This window comes from Vibrio sp. A1-b2 (assembly GCF_021726015.1).
In the GTDB taxonomy this organism is placed as follows: domain Bacteria; phylum Pseudomonadota; class Gammaproteobacteria; order Enterobacterales; family Vibrionaceae; genus Vibrio; species Vibrio diazotrophicus.
In genome coordinates, this window is the sequence record NZ_JAKKCI010000001.1 from 570,709 (window position 1) to 587,182 (window position 16,474).

14 protein-coding genes are annotated in these 16,474 nt (G+C 44.5%); 3 read left to right on the forward strand and 11 right to left on the reverse strand.

The window, feature by feature from the left end; translation table 11 throughout:
• The 7 genes from L3V23_RS02520 to sixA all read right to left on the reverse strand — a co-directional run bounded on the left by L3V23_RS02520 (position 1) and on the right by sixA (position 7,180).
• Entirely contained in the window at positions 1-726 is a 726-nt protein-coding gene (locus L3V23_RS02520; protein WP_042483840.1) for a protein phosphatase CheZ, read from the reverse strand.
• 56 nt (positions 727-782) lie between these two features.
• Positions 783-1,151 carry a chemotaxis response regulator CheY gene (gene cheY, locus L3V23_RS02525; RefSeq protein ID WP_042483844.1) on the reverse strand — a complete coding sequence of 123 codons (369 nt, stop codon included), beginning with the start codon at positions 1,149-1,151 and terminating at the stop codon, positions 783-785.
• 45 nt (positions 1,152-1,196) lie between these two features.
• On the reverse strand, positions 1,197-1,931 hold the full coding sequence (locus tag L3V23_RS02530) for an RNA polymerase sigma factor FliA (protein ID WP_042483847.1): 735 nt from the start codon (positions 1,929-1,931) through the stop codon (positions 1,197-1,199).
• Positions 1,924-2,811 (reverse strand): MinD/ParA family protein, encoded by an 888-nt coding sequence (locus tag L3V23_RS02535; protein ID WP_042483851.1) that lies wholly within the window; start codon positions 2,809-2,811, stop codon positions 1,924-1,926. The genes L3V23_RS02530 and L3V23_RS02535 overlap by 8 nt, the downstream gene beginning before the upstream one ends.
• A gap of 13 nt (positions 2,812-2,824) precedes the next feature.
• Positions 2,825-4,318: a flagellar biosynthesis protein FlhF gene (flhF, locus tag L3V23_RS02540; protein ID WP_042483853.1), complete on the reverse strand. Its 1,494-nt coding sequence runs from the start codon at positions 4,316-4,318 to the stop codon at positions 2,825-2,827.
• Positions 4,319-4,366: 48 nt separating this feature from the next.
• The gene (flhA, locus tag L3V23_RS02545) at positions 4,367-6,463 is read right to left on the reverse strand and encodes a flagellar biosynthesis protein FlhA (RefSeq protein WP_042483857.1); all 2,097 of its coding nucleotides are present in this window, start codon (positions 6,461-6,463) and stop codon (positions 4,367-4,369) included.
• Between the two features lie 249 nt (positions 6,464-6,712).
• Complete coding sequence (sixA, locus tag L3V23_RS02550; protein WP_102963121.1) at positions 6,713-7,180, reverse strand: phosphohistidine phosphatase SixA; 468 nt, start codon at positions 7,178-7,180, stop codon at positions 6,713-6,715.
• A gap of 376 nt (positions 7,181-7,556) precedes the next feature.
• Here sixA and L3V23_RS02555 point away from each other — a divergent pair, with 376 nt between their 5' ends.
• A complete protein-coding gene (locus tag L3V23_RS02555; protein WP_102966680.1) occupies positions 7,557-10,334 on the forward strand; it encodes an insulinase family protein in 2,778 nt (925 codons plus the stop codon).
• A 65-nt stretch (positions 10,335-10,399) separates the two neighbouring features.
• On the opposite strand, the gene L3V23_RS02560 is transcribed toward L3V23_RS02555, so the two are convergent.
• Complete coding sequence (locus L3V23_RS02560; RefSeq protein ID WP_102966679.1) at positions 10,400-10,993, reverse strand: VOC family protein; 594 nt, start codon at positions 10,991-10,993, stop codon at positions 10,400-10,402.
• Positions 10,994-11,217: 224 nt separating this feature from the next.
• On the opposite strand from L3V23_RS02560, the gene argS reads away from it, so the two are divergent.
• The gene (gene argS, locus L3V23_RS02565) at positions 11,218-12,951 is read left to right on the forward strand and encodes an arginine--tRNA ligase (protein ID WP_102966678.1); all 1,734 of its coding nucleotides are present in this window, start codon (positions 11,218-11,220) and stop codon (positions 12,949-12,951) included.
• Positions 12,952-13,166: 215 nt separating this feature from the next.
• Positions 13,167-13,595 (forward strand): HIT domain-containing protein, encoded by a 429-nt coding sequence (locus L3V23_RS02570; RefSeq protein WP_102966677.1) that lies wholly within the window; start codon positions 13,167-13,169, stop codon positions 13,593-13,595.
• A gap of 84 nt (positions 13,596-13,679) precedes the next feature.
• Here the strand turns inward: L3V23_RS02570 and L3V23_RS02575 are convergent, their stop codons facing one another.
• Genes L3V23_RS02575 through L3V23_RS02585 form a run of 3 tightly spaced genes read right to left on the reverse strand, consistent with a single transcriptional unit; the run spans position 13,680 to position 16,407 of the window.
• Positions 13,680-13,910: a FeoC-like transcriptional regulator gene (locus L3V23_RS02575; RefSeq protein ID WP_102952739.1), complete on the reverse strand. Its 231-nt coding sequence runs from the start codon at positions 13,908-13,910 to the stop codon at positions 13,680-13,682.
• On the reverse strand, positions 13,907-16,180 hold the full coding sequence (gene feoB, locus L3V23_RS02580; protein ID WP_102966676.1) for a Fe(2+) transporter permease subunit FeoB: 2,274 nt from the start codon (positions 16,178-16,180) through the stop codon (positions 13,907-13,909). Before feoB ends, L3V23_RS02575 begins: the two co-directional genes overlap by 4 nt.
• Complete coding sequence (locus tag L3V23_RS02585; RefSeq protein ID WP_042483883.1) at positions 16,180-16,407, reverse strand: FeoA family protein; 228 nt, start codon at positions 16,405-16,407, stop codon at positions 16,180-16,182. Before L3V23_RS02585 ends, feoB begins: the two co-directional genes overlap by 1 nt.
• Positions 16,408-16,474 lie beyond the last annotated feature (67 nt).

Consider the following 16,474-nt stretch of genomic DNA (forward strand, 5'->3'; position numbering starts at 1 on the left):
CTAAAAACCAAGACTCGACAATAAATCGTCTACTTCGTCTTGAGATGCGACTGCATCTTCTCTCTCATGAGGATTTAAAATTGGTCCTTCAGCTTGAGTAGATGCTTTTTTCTCGCTAACTATTTGTTTCTGTTGTTCTGATTGTTCTTTACCAAACGCCGTCAAAATATCGACCAAACGTTGTTCTACTTCGTTAACCAAAGTAATCACACGGCGGATGATTTGACCGGTCAAATCTTGGAAGTCTTGCGCCATCAGTATTTCAGTAAGCTGACCACGCAACTCACTGCTGTCACCTTCAACTTGCGACAATAGGTCATCAACACGATGACATAATGCTTTGAATTCACTGAGTTCTATCTGACCACGCATAAGTTCGTTCCACTGAGGACGAACGAGCAGTAATGTTTCATGTAAACTGTCAGCAATAGGCATACAACGATCAACAGCATCCATGGTCTTGTTTGCCGCGACTTCCGTTTTTTCTATTACGTAAGTTAACCGAGTCCGTGCATCAGGAATTTCATCCTTAGCAATCTCTGTAATTCGATCATCAATTTGAAACTGCTTAAGTGAATCATGCAGATCTCGGGTCAGTTCCCCGATCTCTTTAAACATCGGGTTACGTTCAGATTCAAAGACTCGCTTTAGAAATAGATTCGCTTCGTCTTGCAATCCATTCTCTAGCAATTCAACGAGTTCTCTGGCTTGTTCTAATGAAATCATTCTGATATAGCCTTACACGCGTAATGAATAGAGCACCTTCGTCCTAGCAAAAGTGTTTATAGACGTTCGAATATTTTTTCTAATTTTTCTTTAAGGGTAGCGGCTGTAAACGGCTTCACAATATAACCATTAACGCCAGCTTGAGCGGCTTCGATAATCTGCTCACGTTTTGCTTCCGCTGTAATCATCAAAACAGGAAGATGCTTCAGTTGATCGTCTGAACGAATATGCTTCAACAGATCGATACCTTGCATACCAGGCATATTCCAGTCTGTGACTACAAAGTCAAACTCACCCTTCTTGAGCATTGGCAATGCCGTCAAACCATCGTCTGCTTCTTGTGTGTTATTGAAGCCCAAATCACGAAGTAGATTCTTTACAATACGGCGCATTGTTGAAAAGTCATCAACAATAAGGATCTTCATGTTTTTATTCAAAATTGCCTCCACTGAGTTCGAAATCAGTGATATTTAGTCATTTTGTGTCCAAGAACTTAACTTTGTTCTTAGACGTTGCATAGATTGGCTTAGTATTTGGCTTACACGGGACTCACTCACACCAATGACTTCACCAATTTCTTTCAAGTTTAACTCTTCATCATAATAGAGCGAAAGTACTAAGGCTTCACGCTCCGGAAGTGATTTTATTGACTCAACCAATGCTTTACGGAACGATTCATCAGCAACACCTTGGAATGGCGAGTTGTCCTCATCATCATCCAGTGGGGAAATAGCATCGTCCGAAACACCCAAGTCTTCAATACCGACAATTCGCGAGCAATTAATATCGCTTAATACCGTATGATACTGGTCAAGCGGCATATTTAAGTGCTTTGCGACTTCGGCATCGCTGGGATCTCGATTTAGTATTCCTTCTAATTCAGAGATCGCCTGGCTAATTTCTCGGTTATGTCTGTGAACCGAGCGCGGTACCCAGTCACCGCGTCGAATATCATCGAGCATAGCTCCACGAATTCGAATTCCTGCGTAGGTTTCAAAGCTAGCGCCTTTACTCCCGTCGTAATTCTTTTGAGCTTCAAGCAGACCAATCATCCCGGCTTGGATTAAGTCGTCAATCAAAACGTTGGGCGGTAGGCGTCCAATCAAGTGATGTGCAATACGCTTAACCAATACAGAATATTGCTCGATAAACAGCTGCTGGCTGTTCAAAGCTCCATATTGATTGTAGGTAAGCGCTTTATTCACCAAATGGTTCCTCTACTGTTTCTGATCGATTAAGTAGCCGCTCAACAAAAAATTCTAAATGACCACTTGGTGTTTTCGGTATTGGCCACGTGGTTGCTTTATTCGCCAATGAGCTAATCGCTAAAGATGCGGGTGAACGCGGAAAAGCATCAACCACGTTGCGCTGTCTTTTCACTGCCTGACGAACATTATCGTCCAGAGGAATACATGCTACGAGTTCAAGGCTGACATTCAAGAAGCGTTCTGTGACTAATGTCAATTTAGCAAATAATTCCCGACCTTCACGATAACTTCTCACCATGTTTGCAACAATCTTAAATCGTCGAACTTGATGTTCTCTGCTTAAAAGTTTGATCAACGCATATGCATCTGTGATTGAAGTCGGCTCATCACACACAACAACCACAACATCTTGTGCTGCACGAGCAAAGCTGACAACCATATCAGAAATACCGGCTGCTGTATCGACTAAAAGCACATCCATCTCATCTTCCAGCGTACCAAACGCTCGAATTAAGCCTACATGTTGCGCATGTGACAGTTCTGTCATGGACTGCGTACCAGAAGTCGCCGGTATGATCTGAATTCCGTGCGGTCCTTCAGTTATAGCATCTTTTAGCTCACACTCGCCAGCTAGCACGTGTCCTAGGTTACGCTTTGGACGAATACCGAGCATAACATCGATATTGGCTAGGCCGAGGTCTGCATCCAGAACCATGACTTTTTTACCTTCGCGGGCCATACAAATAGCCATGCCTAAGGTTACGTTTGATTTGCCCACACCACCTTTACCACCTGTCACCGTAATGACTTTGGTTAGCGATGGCTGAGATAAGCGACGTAAGCCGCTTGCTTGGTCATATATCATTTTATTCGTCATATCTGTACGCCGCCTAGAATCTCTCTGAATCACTATTCCAATAGTGAGGTTCATTTTCTGTCGACTTCTCTAGTAATTCGTTTGCCTTTGCCACCATGTATTTAGGCTGAGCAAGCACAATGTCTTCAGGTACACGTTGCCCATTCGCTATGTAAGCGACAGGTAGTGAGTTTTGAACTACCACACTGACAAACTCACCTAAGCTCAAACATTCATCGAGCTTAGTCATGATGCAACCTGAAAGAGGAATTCTTCTAAAGTGTTCGATGGTTTCCTGCAGTACCTTTCTCTGCGCTGTTGCAGGCAGAACAAGGTAGCTGTGAATCACTTCCCCACTCTCTTGCATCAAGGTATCTAGCTGTTCGGATAAGCGAACATCACGTTGTCCCATACCAGCGGTATCGACCAAAACGAGTCGGCGATTTCTCAACTGATATATTACTTCGGCTAACTCTTTGGAATCTTTAGCGACTCTTACAGGACAACCCATAATTCTTCCGTAAATCGACAGCTGTTCATGTGCGCCGATTCGGTAGGTATCTGTCGTTACCAGTGCAACATTATCGGAGCCAAACTCCATTGCTGCACGAGCTGCAAGCTTAGCCACAGTTGTCGTTTTACCCACCCCGGTCGGACCTAAAAGCGCGACGACACCGCCACGTTTTAAGATGTCTTGCTTCACTACGGGTATTTGGTCTGACACTAAGCCCAACAAGGCTTTCCAAGCTTTTGGTGGAGGAGTATCTTCCGGAATATAGCAAGCTAATTGGTCAGCTAAATCAAGTGATACACCCATACGTTCAAGGCGTTTAATCAGCATTGCTCGAAGTGGTTCACGACGTTCAACTTCTTGCCACATTAGGCCGGATACTTGATGTTCTAAAAGACGACGGATTGAAGTCATCTCTTCACGCATATTTTCTAAATCTTGTGCAGAAACTTTTGCTTCTTCAGGATGATTGCGCTCAAAGCGAGATGGATCTAAACGCAGTTTACGCTGCTCGCGATTCGTCTCTTCGTCCTCAGCCCAACGACTTACTTTAGATTGCGGTGCACTTGATTGAGTTGGATGGCTGTTTTCTCTTTGACGCTGCAGTAAAGCAGAAAGAGAATCTTCATTCTCTGCACGGCGAGCGTCTTGTTCGGGCATCGCGCCATTACTGTACTGCTTGAGCATATTAGCGAAGCGTTGCGTCATTGAGCGACCTTCGGCTGCGCTCGCCTGTAAGCTGACGCGATCTTCTTCCAGCTCACGTCGAGCAGGCTGTCTGGTCAAAGATTGAGAAACCTGACTGTTGCTGAATCTTGGTTGGGAGCTGTAAGGTTGTTGAGTTCTCGGCTGTGATACAGCTGGAGACGCAGACGGCTCACCATCCACGGCCGCCACGATTTCGACACCACCAGCGACTTTTTTATTCGACATGATCACCGCGTCCACGCCCAACTCTTCTTTGACTTGGAGTAGCGCAGTTTTCATATCTTTGGCAAAAAATCGTTTTATTTTCAAAGCTGATATCCGTCTTTAACGTGAGGCGAACTAATTATCTAACAACAGTTAATTACCTACCGCCTGCACAATTCGAATTTGTTTCTCATCAGGTATCTCTTGGTACGAAAGGACACGTAAGTTAGGAATAGTATTTTTCACAAACTTAGCCAGTGTCGAACGGAGAACACCTGAAGTGAGCAATACCGCTGGCTCACCTTTCAATTCTTGTTCTTGTGTTGCTTGGCTTAATGCCATTTGCAACCTTTCAGCAAGTCCAGGCTCAATACCCGCAGACTCACCACCTGAAGCTTGCATTGTTTGATGCAATATTTGTTCCAATTCAGGTATCAATGTAATTACAGGTAGTTCAGGCTCTATTCCATTGATTTCCTGAACGATTAGGCGTTTCAATGATATACGCACAGCCGCTGTGAGGATGTCAGGTTCTTGACTCTTGCTGGCATATTCTGAAAGTGTCTGAACTATCGTTCGAATGTCGCGAATAGGGATGGCTTCATTCAACAAGTTCTGTAGAACTTTCACCACCACACCCAAAGAGAGCTGATCAGGCACAAATCCTTCCACCAGCTTCGGTGTCGAACGTCCAAGCATTTCCAGTAAGTTCTGCACTTCTTCGTGACCAAGTAGCTGGGAAGCGTTGTTAGTTAGCAATTGGCTTAAATGTGTCGCGAGTACGGTTGAGGAGTCTACAACGGTATATCCCAAAGCCTGAGCATGTTCACGTTGGTCTTCACGAATCCAAACGGCTTCAAGGCCGAACGCAGGGTCAAAGGTGCGTTCACCTTCAATCATTCCGTAGACTTGTCCCGGGTTGATAGCGAGTTCTTGATCGGGGCGAATTTCCGCTTCACCAGCAGCAACGCCCATTAAGGTAATACGGTAGCTATTTGGTGTAAGTTCTAGGTTGTCACGAATATGCACAGCAGGAATAAGGAAACCAAAGTCTTGCGATAGCTTTTTACGTACCCCTTTCACACGCTCAAGCAACTCTCCGCCTTGATCTCTGTCGACCAAAGGAATCAAACGATACCCCACTTCTAAACCAATGATATCCACTGGTTGAACATCATCCCAAGAAAGCTCTTTCTGTGAAGGGGCGTCGCCATCCAATGTGGCAGGGAGATTGGTTGTTTCTTCTTTTGCTGCTTTCTGTTTGCGTTGAATCCAGTATGCGGAACCACCCGCAATTGTTGCCAGTAGTAAAAAAGCAAAATGCGGCATTCCTGGAACAATACCCATAACACCGAGTATTACAGCAGTAATCATCAGCGCTTTCGGGTTATCAAACAGTTGGAAGATAACCTGCTCACCCATATCTTCATCGGTATTTTGACGCGTTACCATGATTGCTGCGCCAATAGAAAGCAATAACGACGGGATCTGAGCGACTAAGCCATCACCGATTGTTAATAGGGTATAGATTTCAATTGCTTCGCTAAAGCCCAAACCATATTGAGCCATACCGATAGATAAACCACCGATAATGTTAATAAACAGGATTAGAATACCAGCGATGGCATCCCCTTTAACGAACTTAGAAGCACCGTCCATCGAACCATAGAAATCCGCTTCTTTGGTTACTTCAAAACGGCGGGTACGCGCTTGTTCTTGATCAATCAAGCCTGCGTTTAAGTCGGCGTCAATCGCCATCTGTTTACCGGGTAAAGCGTCCAAGGTAAAGCGAGCACTAACTTCAGAAATACGCCCCGCACCTTTGGTGACAACCATAAAGTTGATGATCATCAGGATAAGGAACACCACCAGACCAACGGCGTAGTTGCCACCAATTACCACACTACCAAACGCCTCGATAACGTTACCTGCGGCGTTGCCTCCTTCATGACCTTTCAGCAAAACCACACGTGTTGAAGCTACGTTCAAGGCTAAGCGAAGCAAAGTTGCAATAAGCAGTACTGTCGGGAATGCGGCGAAATCCAGAGGTCTACGGGTATAAACCGTCACTAACAACACTACCATCGACAACGCGATATTGAAGGTAAAAAATAAGTCCAACAAAAAGGCAGGAATCGGTAAAACGACCATGCCAAGAGTCGCAAGCACCATAATAGGAGCGCCAATCGCTGGCATGCTGCGCTGTGGAATGGAAGGTAACTTATCCGCAAATGGCAGAGTAAACTTCATAGGCCTATAAACTATTCGTTAATACTAAAATTGAAGAATTCGGTTTGAAGTATTTAGTTTGCTGATTTCACAAAGCAAAGCTCGCAAAAAGCCTCTAAATGACAACACCTTAGCCAGAGGATGCAATATTCAGTCCATGCTAATGCGCCAAATTAATGGCTGCTTATTAGAAGACAGCGAATATCAATGCCCCAAATTTCTAGAGACAAAAAAGGCCACCTTGCGGCAGCCTCAGCATGTTTTGTTCGATTAGGGATGGATATTCCACACCAGCTCACCTTTGCGAGCGGCGACATCATAATCAATACAGACTAATCCGGAAGTCGGAAACATAGGTGCAACCATTCCCGGTACAAACTCAGAAACCAAATACCCAACTAAAGGTAAATGCGACACCAACAGTACAGATGTCAGGTTTTCAGCTTCAATACAAGCGGCTACGAACTCGAAAACATCTTCTGACTGGCCATATGGCGTGATCTCGTCACACACTTCAACCATGTCTGCCGAAAAGTGTTGCGATATCTCTTGCCAAGTTTGTTGAGCGCGCAAGTAAGGGCTCACAAAGACTTTGTCTATATGTGTAATGTTCTTCTGAATCACGCCGGCCCTGGCTACAGCGACAGACTCATTCCGACCTCTATCCGTCAAGGCTCGCTCTGCATCACTGGCAGCATAATGCTGGGCTTCTCCGTGACGCATAATAAAAATTTTCATCTTTTTTACCTTAGGTTTAATGCAGTCTGTTGCTGCTTGGCGGCGATTATAATCACCTTTTACCCTACTTCGCGACCACTTTTGCCGCAATTTGTGAGTCCTTTATATTACGCAACTCTCATGCCATCTATCTCCGTTGAGTCTAGGCTTACTCATCGCATTTATCTCTTAACGAACTCAAATTAGGGTTAATTTCAAAACTATCAGTCTGTTAAAAACCCAGTGAAAAGACTAAAATGACAATGTGTTATTAAAAGTTCCAAGTTTATAAGCGCTCTCGTTTATAAATATCCAGCTCATAAAAACCCGATCTCGTATTTGCGGTAAGTAGTATCAGCGCCATACTTAAGATCTCGTGCTACTCCGGAGATTCTCTGTGCACATAAGTCCTAATGATTCAAACCGCTATCGACACTTCACTCTGCCAAATGCGCTGAGGGTGCTGTTGATCCAAGATGAAAGTGCGCAAAAATCTGCTGCTGCACTCGCGGTCAACGTAGGACATTTTGATGACCCTGTTGATCGCCAAGGTATGGCTCACTATCTTGAGCACATGTTGTTTTTGGGAACAAAGGCGTACCCGAAAGTTGGCGATTTTCAAAGTTTTATCAGCCAGCACGGTGGCAGTAATAACGCTTGGACAGGAACAGAGCACACCTGTTATTTCTTCGACGTAACAACCAGCGCATTCGAAAAAGCGCTTGACCGATTTAGTCAATTTTTTGCCGCGCCTCTATTCAATGAAGAAGCATTAGACAAAGAGCGCCACGCTGTCGATTCAGAGTACAAATTAAAGCTCAATGACGACTCTCGCCGCTTATATCAGGTACAAAAAGAGACGGTTAACCCACGCCATCCGTTTGCAAAATTCTCCGTCGGCAATATCGAGACATTAGGTGACAGAGAAGGAAAATCGATCCGCGAAGAAATTATTGCGTTTCATGCCGAGCAGTATTCGTCGGACATCATGACGCTGGCGCTTATGGGTCCACAAACTCTCGATGAGATGGAACAATGGGTCAAAGAGAAATTTTCAACCATTGAAAACAAACACCGACGCGGAAAATCAATCCGCGAACCGTTTGTCACACCTGAACAAACGGGCATTACTATTCGCGTTGAGCCGTTAAAAGAAATTCGTAAGTTGGTAATGAACTTCCCCATGCCTAACGTGGATGCTCATTATCCTTACAAGCCCTTGTCTTACTTTGCGCATTTAATCGGTTATGAAGGTGAAGGCAGCTTACTGTTAGCATTGAAAGACAAAGGCTGGATTACGTCACTCTCAGCCGGCGGTGGCGCTAGTGGTAGCAATTATCGCGAATTCTCTATCAGTTGTACTCTGACGGCAAAAGGCTTGAAAAAGACAGACGAAATCATTCAGGCACTGTTTCAATATATCCGGATGATTGAAGAGCAAGGCTTGGAGGAGTGGCGTTACCTTGAGAAACGTGCGGTATTGGAATCGGCGTTCCGCTTCCAAGAAACAAATCGTCCTATGGATATTGTCAGCCATTTAGTCGTCAATATGCAGCATTACGCCGCTGAAGATACCATTTATGGCGACTACCTGATGAGAGGTTACGATGAGGCGTTGCTAAGAAGTTTTCTGCCTTATTTGTCGCCAGAAAACCTTCGGGTAACTGTCATTGCCCAAGGACAGCATTACGATAAAGAAGCCAACTGGTACTTTACGCCCTATTCTGTCGAGCCTTTTAGCGAGGAACAACAGAACATCTACCGTACGAATGACAAGACGTGGCCGTTGATTCTGCCGCCTCAAAACCCGTTTATCTGTTACGATCTTGATCCTAAACCGGTTGTCGATGCGCAGCCACAACCACAGATATTGCAAGACTTACCTGGCTTCCGTTTATGGCACATGCAGGATGCGGAATTTCGTGTACCAAAAGGCGTGATTTACATCGCCATTGATAGCCCGCACTCCGTCGCGAATGTGCAAAACATAGTGAAAACACGTCTTTGTGTTGAAATGTTTTTAGATTCTTTGGCGAAAGAGACCTACCAAGCAGAAATTGCCGGTATGGGTTACAACATGTATGCCCATCAAGGTGGTGTAACGCTATCCATCTCTGGTTTCAGTCAGAAGCAACCTCAGTTGATGGAAATGATCTTGTCTAAATTCGCCGAGCGTAGTTTCAGCCCTAAACGCTTCGACACCATCAAGCAACAAATGCTACGCAACTGGCGTAATGCGGCTCACGACAAACCCATTTCTCAGTTGTTTAGTAATATGACGGGGCTATTGCAGCCTAATAATCCGCCGTATCCAGCTTTGCTTGAAGCGCTAGAAACAATAGAGGTTGACGACTTGGCTGAGTTCGTCGATTTGATTCTTGCCAACTTGCATGTCGAGATGTTTGTTTATGGTGACTGGCAAACACAAGACGCACACGATATGGCAGAAGTGCTCAAAGATGCATTAAGAGTACAAAACCAAACTTACGAAGAGTCTCTCCGCCCTCTTGTTATGTTGGGTAACAGCGGAACTTTCCAGCGTGAACTGAACTGTAACCAAGATGATTCAGCGGTTGTGGTTTACTATCAGTGTGAAGATACAGAACCACGCAGCATCGCGCTCTATTCGCTGGCGAATCACTTGATGTCAGCCACCTTCTTTCATGAAATTCGTACCAAACAGCAGTTGGGATACATGGTTGGGACGGGCAACATGCCAATGAACCGTCATCCGGGTTTGGTACTTTACGTGCAATCACCAAATGCGGCGCCGAGCGATCTCATTTTTTCAATTGATGAGTTTCTGAATGCTTTTTATCTAGTTCTGCTTGAACTGAATGATTACGAATGGCATAGCAGTAAACGCGGCTTGTGGAATCAAATTGCTACGCCAGATCCAACACTCAGAACACGCGCACAACGCTTATGGGTTGCGATCGGCAATAAAGATTGGGACTTCAAACAACGGGATATCGTACTTGAAGAGCTCAAACACCTGAGCAAATCCGATATGATTCGTTTCGTGGTTAATACACTTAAACCAAGAACGGCCAACCGACTCATTATGCATACGCTTGGCAATGCTCATCAGGACTGTGAACCGCTTCATTTAGGACTGGAAATTGGATCAACAGAAGAATTCCAGCTCAGACCAAAAGCGTACGATATCGGCTAGATTCCAATGAAATAAGGAGTTGTGTAATACAACTCCTAACTTTGACTTAGTGTGATTTAGGGCAGTTACTGTTCCGATTCAACAATATTTTTTAGCGAATGAGGGTGTAACTTAATACACACGCCTTGCCACTTGAACGCCACAGTCGGATTATTCAATCGCTCACCTTCACCCTTGGGACTGGATAGCTTCACTTTGACACCTTTGTCTGCAAGTTTGCCCCAGTTCAAAGCAAGATCAGGGAACACCTGTTTCAAATACTCCAGATAGTCATCGGCAGTTTGCGCGTCTGATGGCACGACAAATTCTACATGCTCCCAACTTTGCTCAGGGTAAATCTTACCTTCTGCGGGATAAGGCAGCTCTAAACACTCAATATGCCAACTTTTAATCACCAAAGGTTGGTTAAATGCGATAACAATAATTGGACGACCATTGATTTGGGTTTGAGAAATCACTTCCCCTTCTTGAGTCCAAGCTTGGTGCGCCAATTTTGCCAATTCCAACTCATTGATCCGCATGGCAATATGATCAAGTTGATAGGCTGATAAATCTATCTGCAATACAGTCGTTAGTTGCTGAATTTTTTCGATAAAATTTTCCAAGTTTTGTTTCATCTGATTAGGATGAAGACCTGCATCTAGCAATGGCTGAAGCATTTTGCGCGTCCAAAATAATGATTTTTCACCGATACTATCAAAAGCACGCGGAAAAGTAGTAAATTTCGCAGTTTCTTCCCTATAAGCGCGCCAATAAAATTGTTATTATGTGCGCCAATTTATGAACTAGATCAAGATATGCATTCACTATTGTCTGGTGATTTACAACCGTGTAGTGATTTTTATGCATACGCAACCAATTCCCAGAATTGAAGGACACCCAAGTGAATATTCAAGCACTGATTAATGACAAAGTATCTCAGGCTCTTGAAGCCGCTGGCGCACCAGCAGGAAGCCCTGCTGCTGTTCGCCAATCTGCAAAAGCACAGTTTGGCGATTACCAAGCCAACGGCGTGATGGGCGTTGCTAAACAGTTAGGTACAAATCCGCGAGAATTCGCACAAAAAGTCTTGGATGTTCTCGATCTCGACGGTATCGCAAGCAAAACTGAAATTGCTGGACCGGGCTTTATCAATATCTTCCTAAGCGAAGAGTTCCTTGCTGCTCAAGCTGAAGCTTCGCTGGCTGACGAACGTCTAGGTGTGGCAGTTGAAGCACAGCAAACTATCGTTGCTGACTACTCAGCACCTAACGTTGCAAAAGAGATGCACGTAGGTCACCTACGTTCTACCATCATCGGCGATGCGGTTGTTCGTACACTTGAATTCTTGGGTCACAAAGTCATTCGCGCTAACCACATTGGTGACTGGGGTACTCAGTTCGGTATGCTAATCGCAAACCTTGAGCGTATCCAACAAGAGTCTGGTGAAGTATCTATGGAGCTTTCTGACCTAGAAGGTTTCTACCGTGAATCGAAAAAGCTATACGATGAAGATGAAGAGTTCGCAGCAAAAGCACGTGGCTACGTTGTAAAACTTCAAGGTGGCGACCAGTTCTGTCTAGACATGTGGAAGAAACTGGTTGATGTGACTATGGTTCAAAACCAGCGTAACTACGACCGCCTAAACGTATCACTTACTCGTGACGATGTGATGGGTGAAAGCATGTACAACGACATGCTTCCAGCTATCGTTGCAGATCTTAAAGAAAAAGGCTTGGCACAAGAAGATGACGGCGCACAAGTTGTATTCCTAGACGAATACAAAAACAAAGATGGTGAGCCAATGGGCGTTATCATCCAAAAACGCGACGGTGGTTTCCTTTACACCACGACCGATATCGCGTGTGCGAAATACCGCTACGAAACACTAGGTGCTGACCGTGTGTTGTACTTCATCGACTCGCGTCAACATCAACATCTGATGCAAGCTTGGACTATTGTTCGCAAAGCAGGTTACATCCCTGAAGAAGTGTCTTTAGAACACCACGCTTTCGGCATGATGCTGGGTAAAGATGGTCGCCCATTCAAGACTCGCGCAGGCGGTACTGTTCGTCTTGCTGATCTTCTAGATGAAGCAGAAGAGCGTGCAGCGGCTCTAATCGAATCTAAGAACCCTGAGCTATCAAGCGAAGAGAAAGCTGACATTGCAACGACAGTAGCTATGGCGGCAGTGAAGTATGCTGACCTGTCTAAACACCGTACAACTGACTATGTGTTTGACTGGGACAACATGCTAGCGTTTGAAGGCAATACTGCACCGTACATGCAATATGCTTACACTCGCGTTGCTTCTATCTTTGCTAAAGCCGGTTTGTCGATGGATGAACTGAGCGGTGACATCAAAGTTACTGAAGAGAAAGAAAAAGCATTGATTGCGAAACTGCTTCAATTTGAAGAAGCAGTACAAGCAGTCGCTCGTGAAGGTCAACCACACATCATGTGTAGCTACCTGTTCGAACTTGCTGGTCAATTTTCTAGCTTCTACGAGGCATGCCCAATCCTAGTTGCTGAAGATGAGCAAGTAAAACAAAGCCGCTTGAAACTGGCTGCGTTAACTGCGAAGACCATCAAACAAGGTTTGTCATTGCTTGGTATTAATACGCTAGAACGCATGTAATACCACAGATAAATACAAGTAAACTGGAAAAAGGTTGGCAACATGCCAACCTTTTTTGCTTTGCTTTGCTTTGCTTTGCTCTGATAGCGTAGGCTACTCAACTTACCAAAGCCGTCAAAATCTATTTTGTTGTTGCTGATTCTCTGCGCAATCTTCTGTTCTTCTCATTGCTGGCATTGGTATAATCGAGGCAGTTTTTATCATGGATGTCCTATATGAGTTTTCACCTTCACCCACAACTTGCTAAAGATACCGATGTGATTGGCCATTTCCCGCTCTGTGTTGCTCTACTCCATAAGGACGACGCTGTGCCATGGGTTATCTTGGTACCGAAGAAAGCGAATTTAAAAGAGCTGCACCATTTACCAATGAACGAGCAGCAACAATTTCTCGTCGAATCTCAAGCGGTAAACCAAGCTTTGGAAGCGTTATTCCAACCAGCAAAGCTTAACCTTGGCGCTTTAGGTAACATGGTTCCTCAACTGCATATCCACCATATTGCGCGCTTCGAAGATGATATCGCTTGGCCTGGGCCAATCTGGGGAAATACCAAGGGTACGGTTCGTAGTGAGGAACTGCAGGAAGAAATGTTGGTGAAGCTACGCAGCTTGCTGTCGATGAGCAAAATTTTTGTCACTGCTTAAGATCGCTTTTGCCGACTAATTTGGATACTCAAAAAGAAAGCCGCTTAATGCGGCTTTTTCTTTATTTCAATGACATCATTTTCACTACATAGTGACCGTGACTGACAGGCTATCTTGCTTGTTGATGATATAACGTACTCGCGTTACATACTGAGCGGCGTTGGTATCAATCAGGCGAGAAATAACACCTTTCTTAATCCAAATAGCGAGCATGGCATCAACACCGTCTTCACTGACTGAAAATCGTTTCGCCAGTTCTTTACGTGTGATACTTCCCTGCTCTTCAATAGCTTGTTTCAGTTCGGTCAGAATCATGCTACTTGAACCTCAAGAACATGCTGTTTGCGCCCTGCTTTTTTAAGCATTTGGAACACGGTGTAGTAGACAGCCACAATAGCCACTATCCAACTGGTACTTGAGAACGGATGATTCGTGAAGTTTACCGCTTGATAGAATATCGCCGAACAACCATACGCTAACCCCATTGTCCATGCGGCAATAAAGTAAGAATACTTTTTGCCAAATTCACGAACGTATGCGCCCATAGCGGCAACACAAGGTGTGTAGAGCAAAATCATGATCAGGTAAGCAAATGCTGCACTGCCACTTTCGAAATGTGAGTTTAAGTTACCGAAAATTGAAGAATCCACTTCTTGCTCTTGTGCAACGGCTTCGTTATCAGAAAGGTCACCGATCTCAATACCCAGTGGGTCAGAGAAACTCAATCCCATTAAGTTTTCAGGAATAGACATCACCGCTTCTTCTAAACTCGCCAATAAATCGAATTCGGCACCTTCTTCATCACTAACGGTGGTGTAAAGGTTATTCAGCGTACCAACAACCGCTTCTTTGGCGAATATACCCGTAATGATACCAACAGTTGCTGGCCAGTTATCTTTGTTCACACCAATCGGTGCGAAAACCGGAGTCACAACCTGTGCAGCTTTCGATAACACTGAGGCTTCGCTGTCTTGGTTACCGAAAGAACCATCGGTACCTACAGAGTTCAAAAAGCTTAAAATCGCCACCACTAGAACAATGGTCTTACCCGCACCCAGTACAAAACGGTTTAGTTTTTGCCACGTTTTAATCAATACATTTTGCAGTGTTGGAAGCTCATAATCTGGCATTTCCATCAATAAGCTATCACTTGAACCTGGATACAATGTTTTCTTGAGTACCCATCCAGTAAACACAGCTGCAACTATACCGAGTAGATAAAGCGCAAATACAATGTTTTGACCACTTTGAGGGAAGAATGCTGCAGCAAACAAAGCATATACAGGTAAGCGTGCCCCACATGACATAAAGGGAGCCATAGAAGCCGCTAACTTACGTTCACGTTCTTGGTCTAAAGTACGGGTTGCCATGATAGAAGGCACGTTACAACCGAAACCAAGCACCAAAGGAACGAATGCTTTGCCCGGAAGACCGATTTTTTGCATCACTTTATCAAGAACAAATGCTGCTCGTGACATATAGCCTGAGCTTTCCAGCACAGCTAAGAACAGATACAAACAGGCGATAACTGGAATAAAGGTCGCTACAGTTTGGATACCGCCTCCAATACCATCCACCAGCACCGTAACCAACCAAACAGGCAGATGATCATCAAGCAAATAGTGGCCGCCATCAACCAGTAATGCGCCAACACCAATATCAAAGAAGTCGATAAACGCACTACCAATGTTGATGGAGAACATAAACATCAGATACATCACGACGAAGAAGAAAGGTACACCAACCCATTTGTTTAAAATGATCTTATCGGCTTTCTCAGTAAAACTGTGGCTCAGCTTACCTTCGCTACAACGAATTTTTTTACACTGTTCATGAAGGAAAGTGTATTTGGTATCTGCCACATGTAAGTCGATATCTAGTCTGCATTCTTGCTGTTGTTTATAGACTTCTGCGCGGTCAGCTTCAGGCAAGGCATTAATGACCATTAAATCATTCTCAAGAGCGCGAATGGCAAGAGCACGAGCAGACACATCTTGTTCTTTAAACAATGGTATTAAGTGCTGAATTGACGCTTCAAAGTTTTCTCCATAGTTCAGTTCAATATCTTTAAGAGCGATACCTTGGATAAGCTGCTTATGGAGTTTCTCTTTGAAACGACGAACTTGATCTCTGTTGTTGGCTGAAAGGGTAAAGACAGGGCAACCCAACATTTGGGCAAGCAATTTGGTATCAATGCGTTGACGCTCACGCTTGAGTACATCCATCTTATTGAGGACAACAACCATTGGCCTGCCGAGTTCACGCAACTGCAATGTCATATATAGACTGCGTTCTAAGCTCGTTACATCCACAACGTTAATAATAAGATCCGCCGGATGAGTTAATACCGCTCTTGAAGCAATCGATTCGTCAATACTGTTGCTATCGTTACCACTGTCTAAAGCATAGATTCCCGGTAAGTCCGTCAGTCTGAACTCATCACTGGAATGGGAGTAACGACCCGTTTTTTTCTCAACAGTAACACCAGCCCAGTTCCCCACTTGCTGTTTTGCACCGGTCAGGCCGTTAAACAATGTTGTTTTGCCGCTGTTCGGGTTACCAACTGTAAGCACTTGATATTGCATTATGCTTTCTCCACTTCAATAGACGACGCAATACTCTCTCGCATTGCCAACGATATGCCTCTTACTTCAACCTGTAGCGGATCACCCATAGGTGCTCTACGAATTAGCGTTACTTCAGTGTTTGGTAATAACCCCATCACCATAAGCTTTTTCCTAACCTCATTAGACAAACCGTTCATTGCTAGAACAGTGCCTCGGTCGCCATCATTTAAGTCAGATAGTTTCATAATGCATTTCGCCAATCGTAGTGTTAATGAGAAACATTTTTATTTGATATGTGGATAATACGCCCCT

What these genes read in the sequence shown, in the direction of transcription:
- L3V23_RS02520 (WP_042483840.1), bottom strand. Translation starts at nt 726, where the DNA reads ATGATTTCATTAGAACAAGCCAGAGAACTCGTTGAATTGCTAGAGAAT.
- cheY (WP_042483844.1), bottom strand. Translation starts at nt 1,151, where the DNA reads ATGAAGATCCTTATTGTTGATGACTTTTCAACAATGCGCCGTATTGTA.
- L3V23_RS02535 (WP_042483851.1), bottom strand. Translation starts at nt 2,811, where the DNA reads ATGACGAATAAAATGATATATGACCAAGCAAGCGGCTTACGTCGCTTA.
- flhA (WP_042483857.1), bottom strand. Translation starts at nt 6,463, where the DNA reads ATGAAGTTTACTCTGCCATTTGCGGATAAGTTACCTTCCATTCCACAG.
- sixA (WP_102963121.1), bottom strand. Translation starts at nt 7,180, where the DNA reads ATGAAAATTTTTATTATGCGTCACGGAGAAGCCCAGCATTATGCTGCC.
- L3V23_RS02560 (WP_102966679.1), bottom strand. Translation starts at nt 10,993, where the DNA reads ATGCTTCAGCCATTGCTAGATGCAGGTCTTCATCCTAATCAGATGAAA.
- L3V23_RS02570 (WP_102966677.1), top strand. Translation starts at nt 13,167, where the DNA reads ATGAGTTTTCACCTTCACCCACAACTTGCTAAAGATACCGATGTGATT.
- L3V23_RS02575 (WP_102952739.1), bottom strand. Translation starts at nt 13,910, where the DNA reads ATGATTCTGACCGAACTGAAACAAGCTATTGAAGAGCAGGGAAGTATC.
- feoB (WP_102966676.1), bottom strand. Translation starts at nt 16,180, where the DNA reads ATGCAATATCAAGTGCTTACAGTTGGTAACCCGAACAGCGGCAAAACA.
- L3V23_RS02585 (WP_042483883.1), bottom strand. Translation starts at nt 16,407, where the DNA reads ATGAAACTATCTGACTTAAATGATGGCGACCGAGGCACTGTTCTAGCA.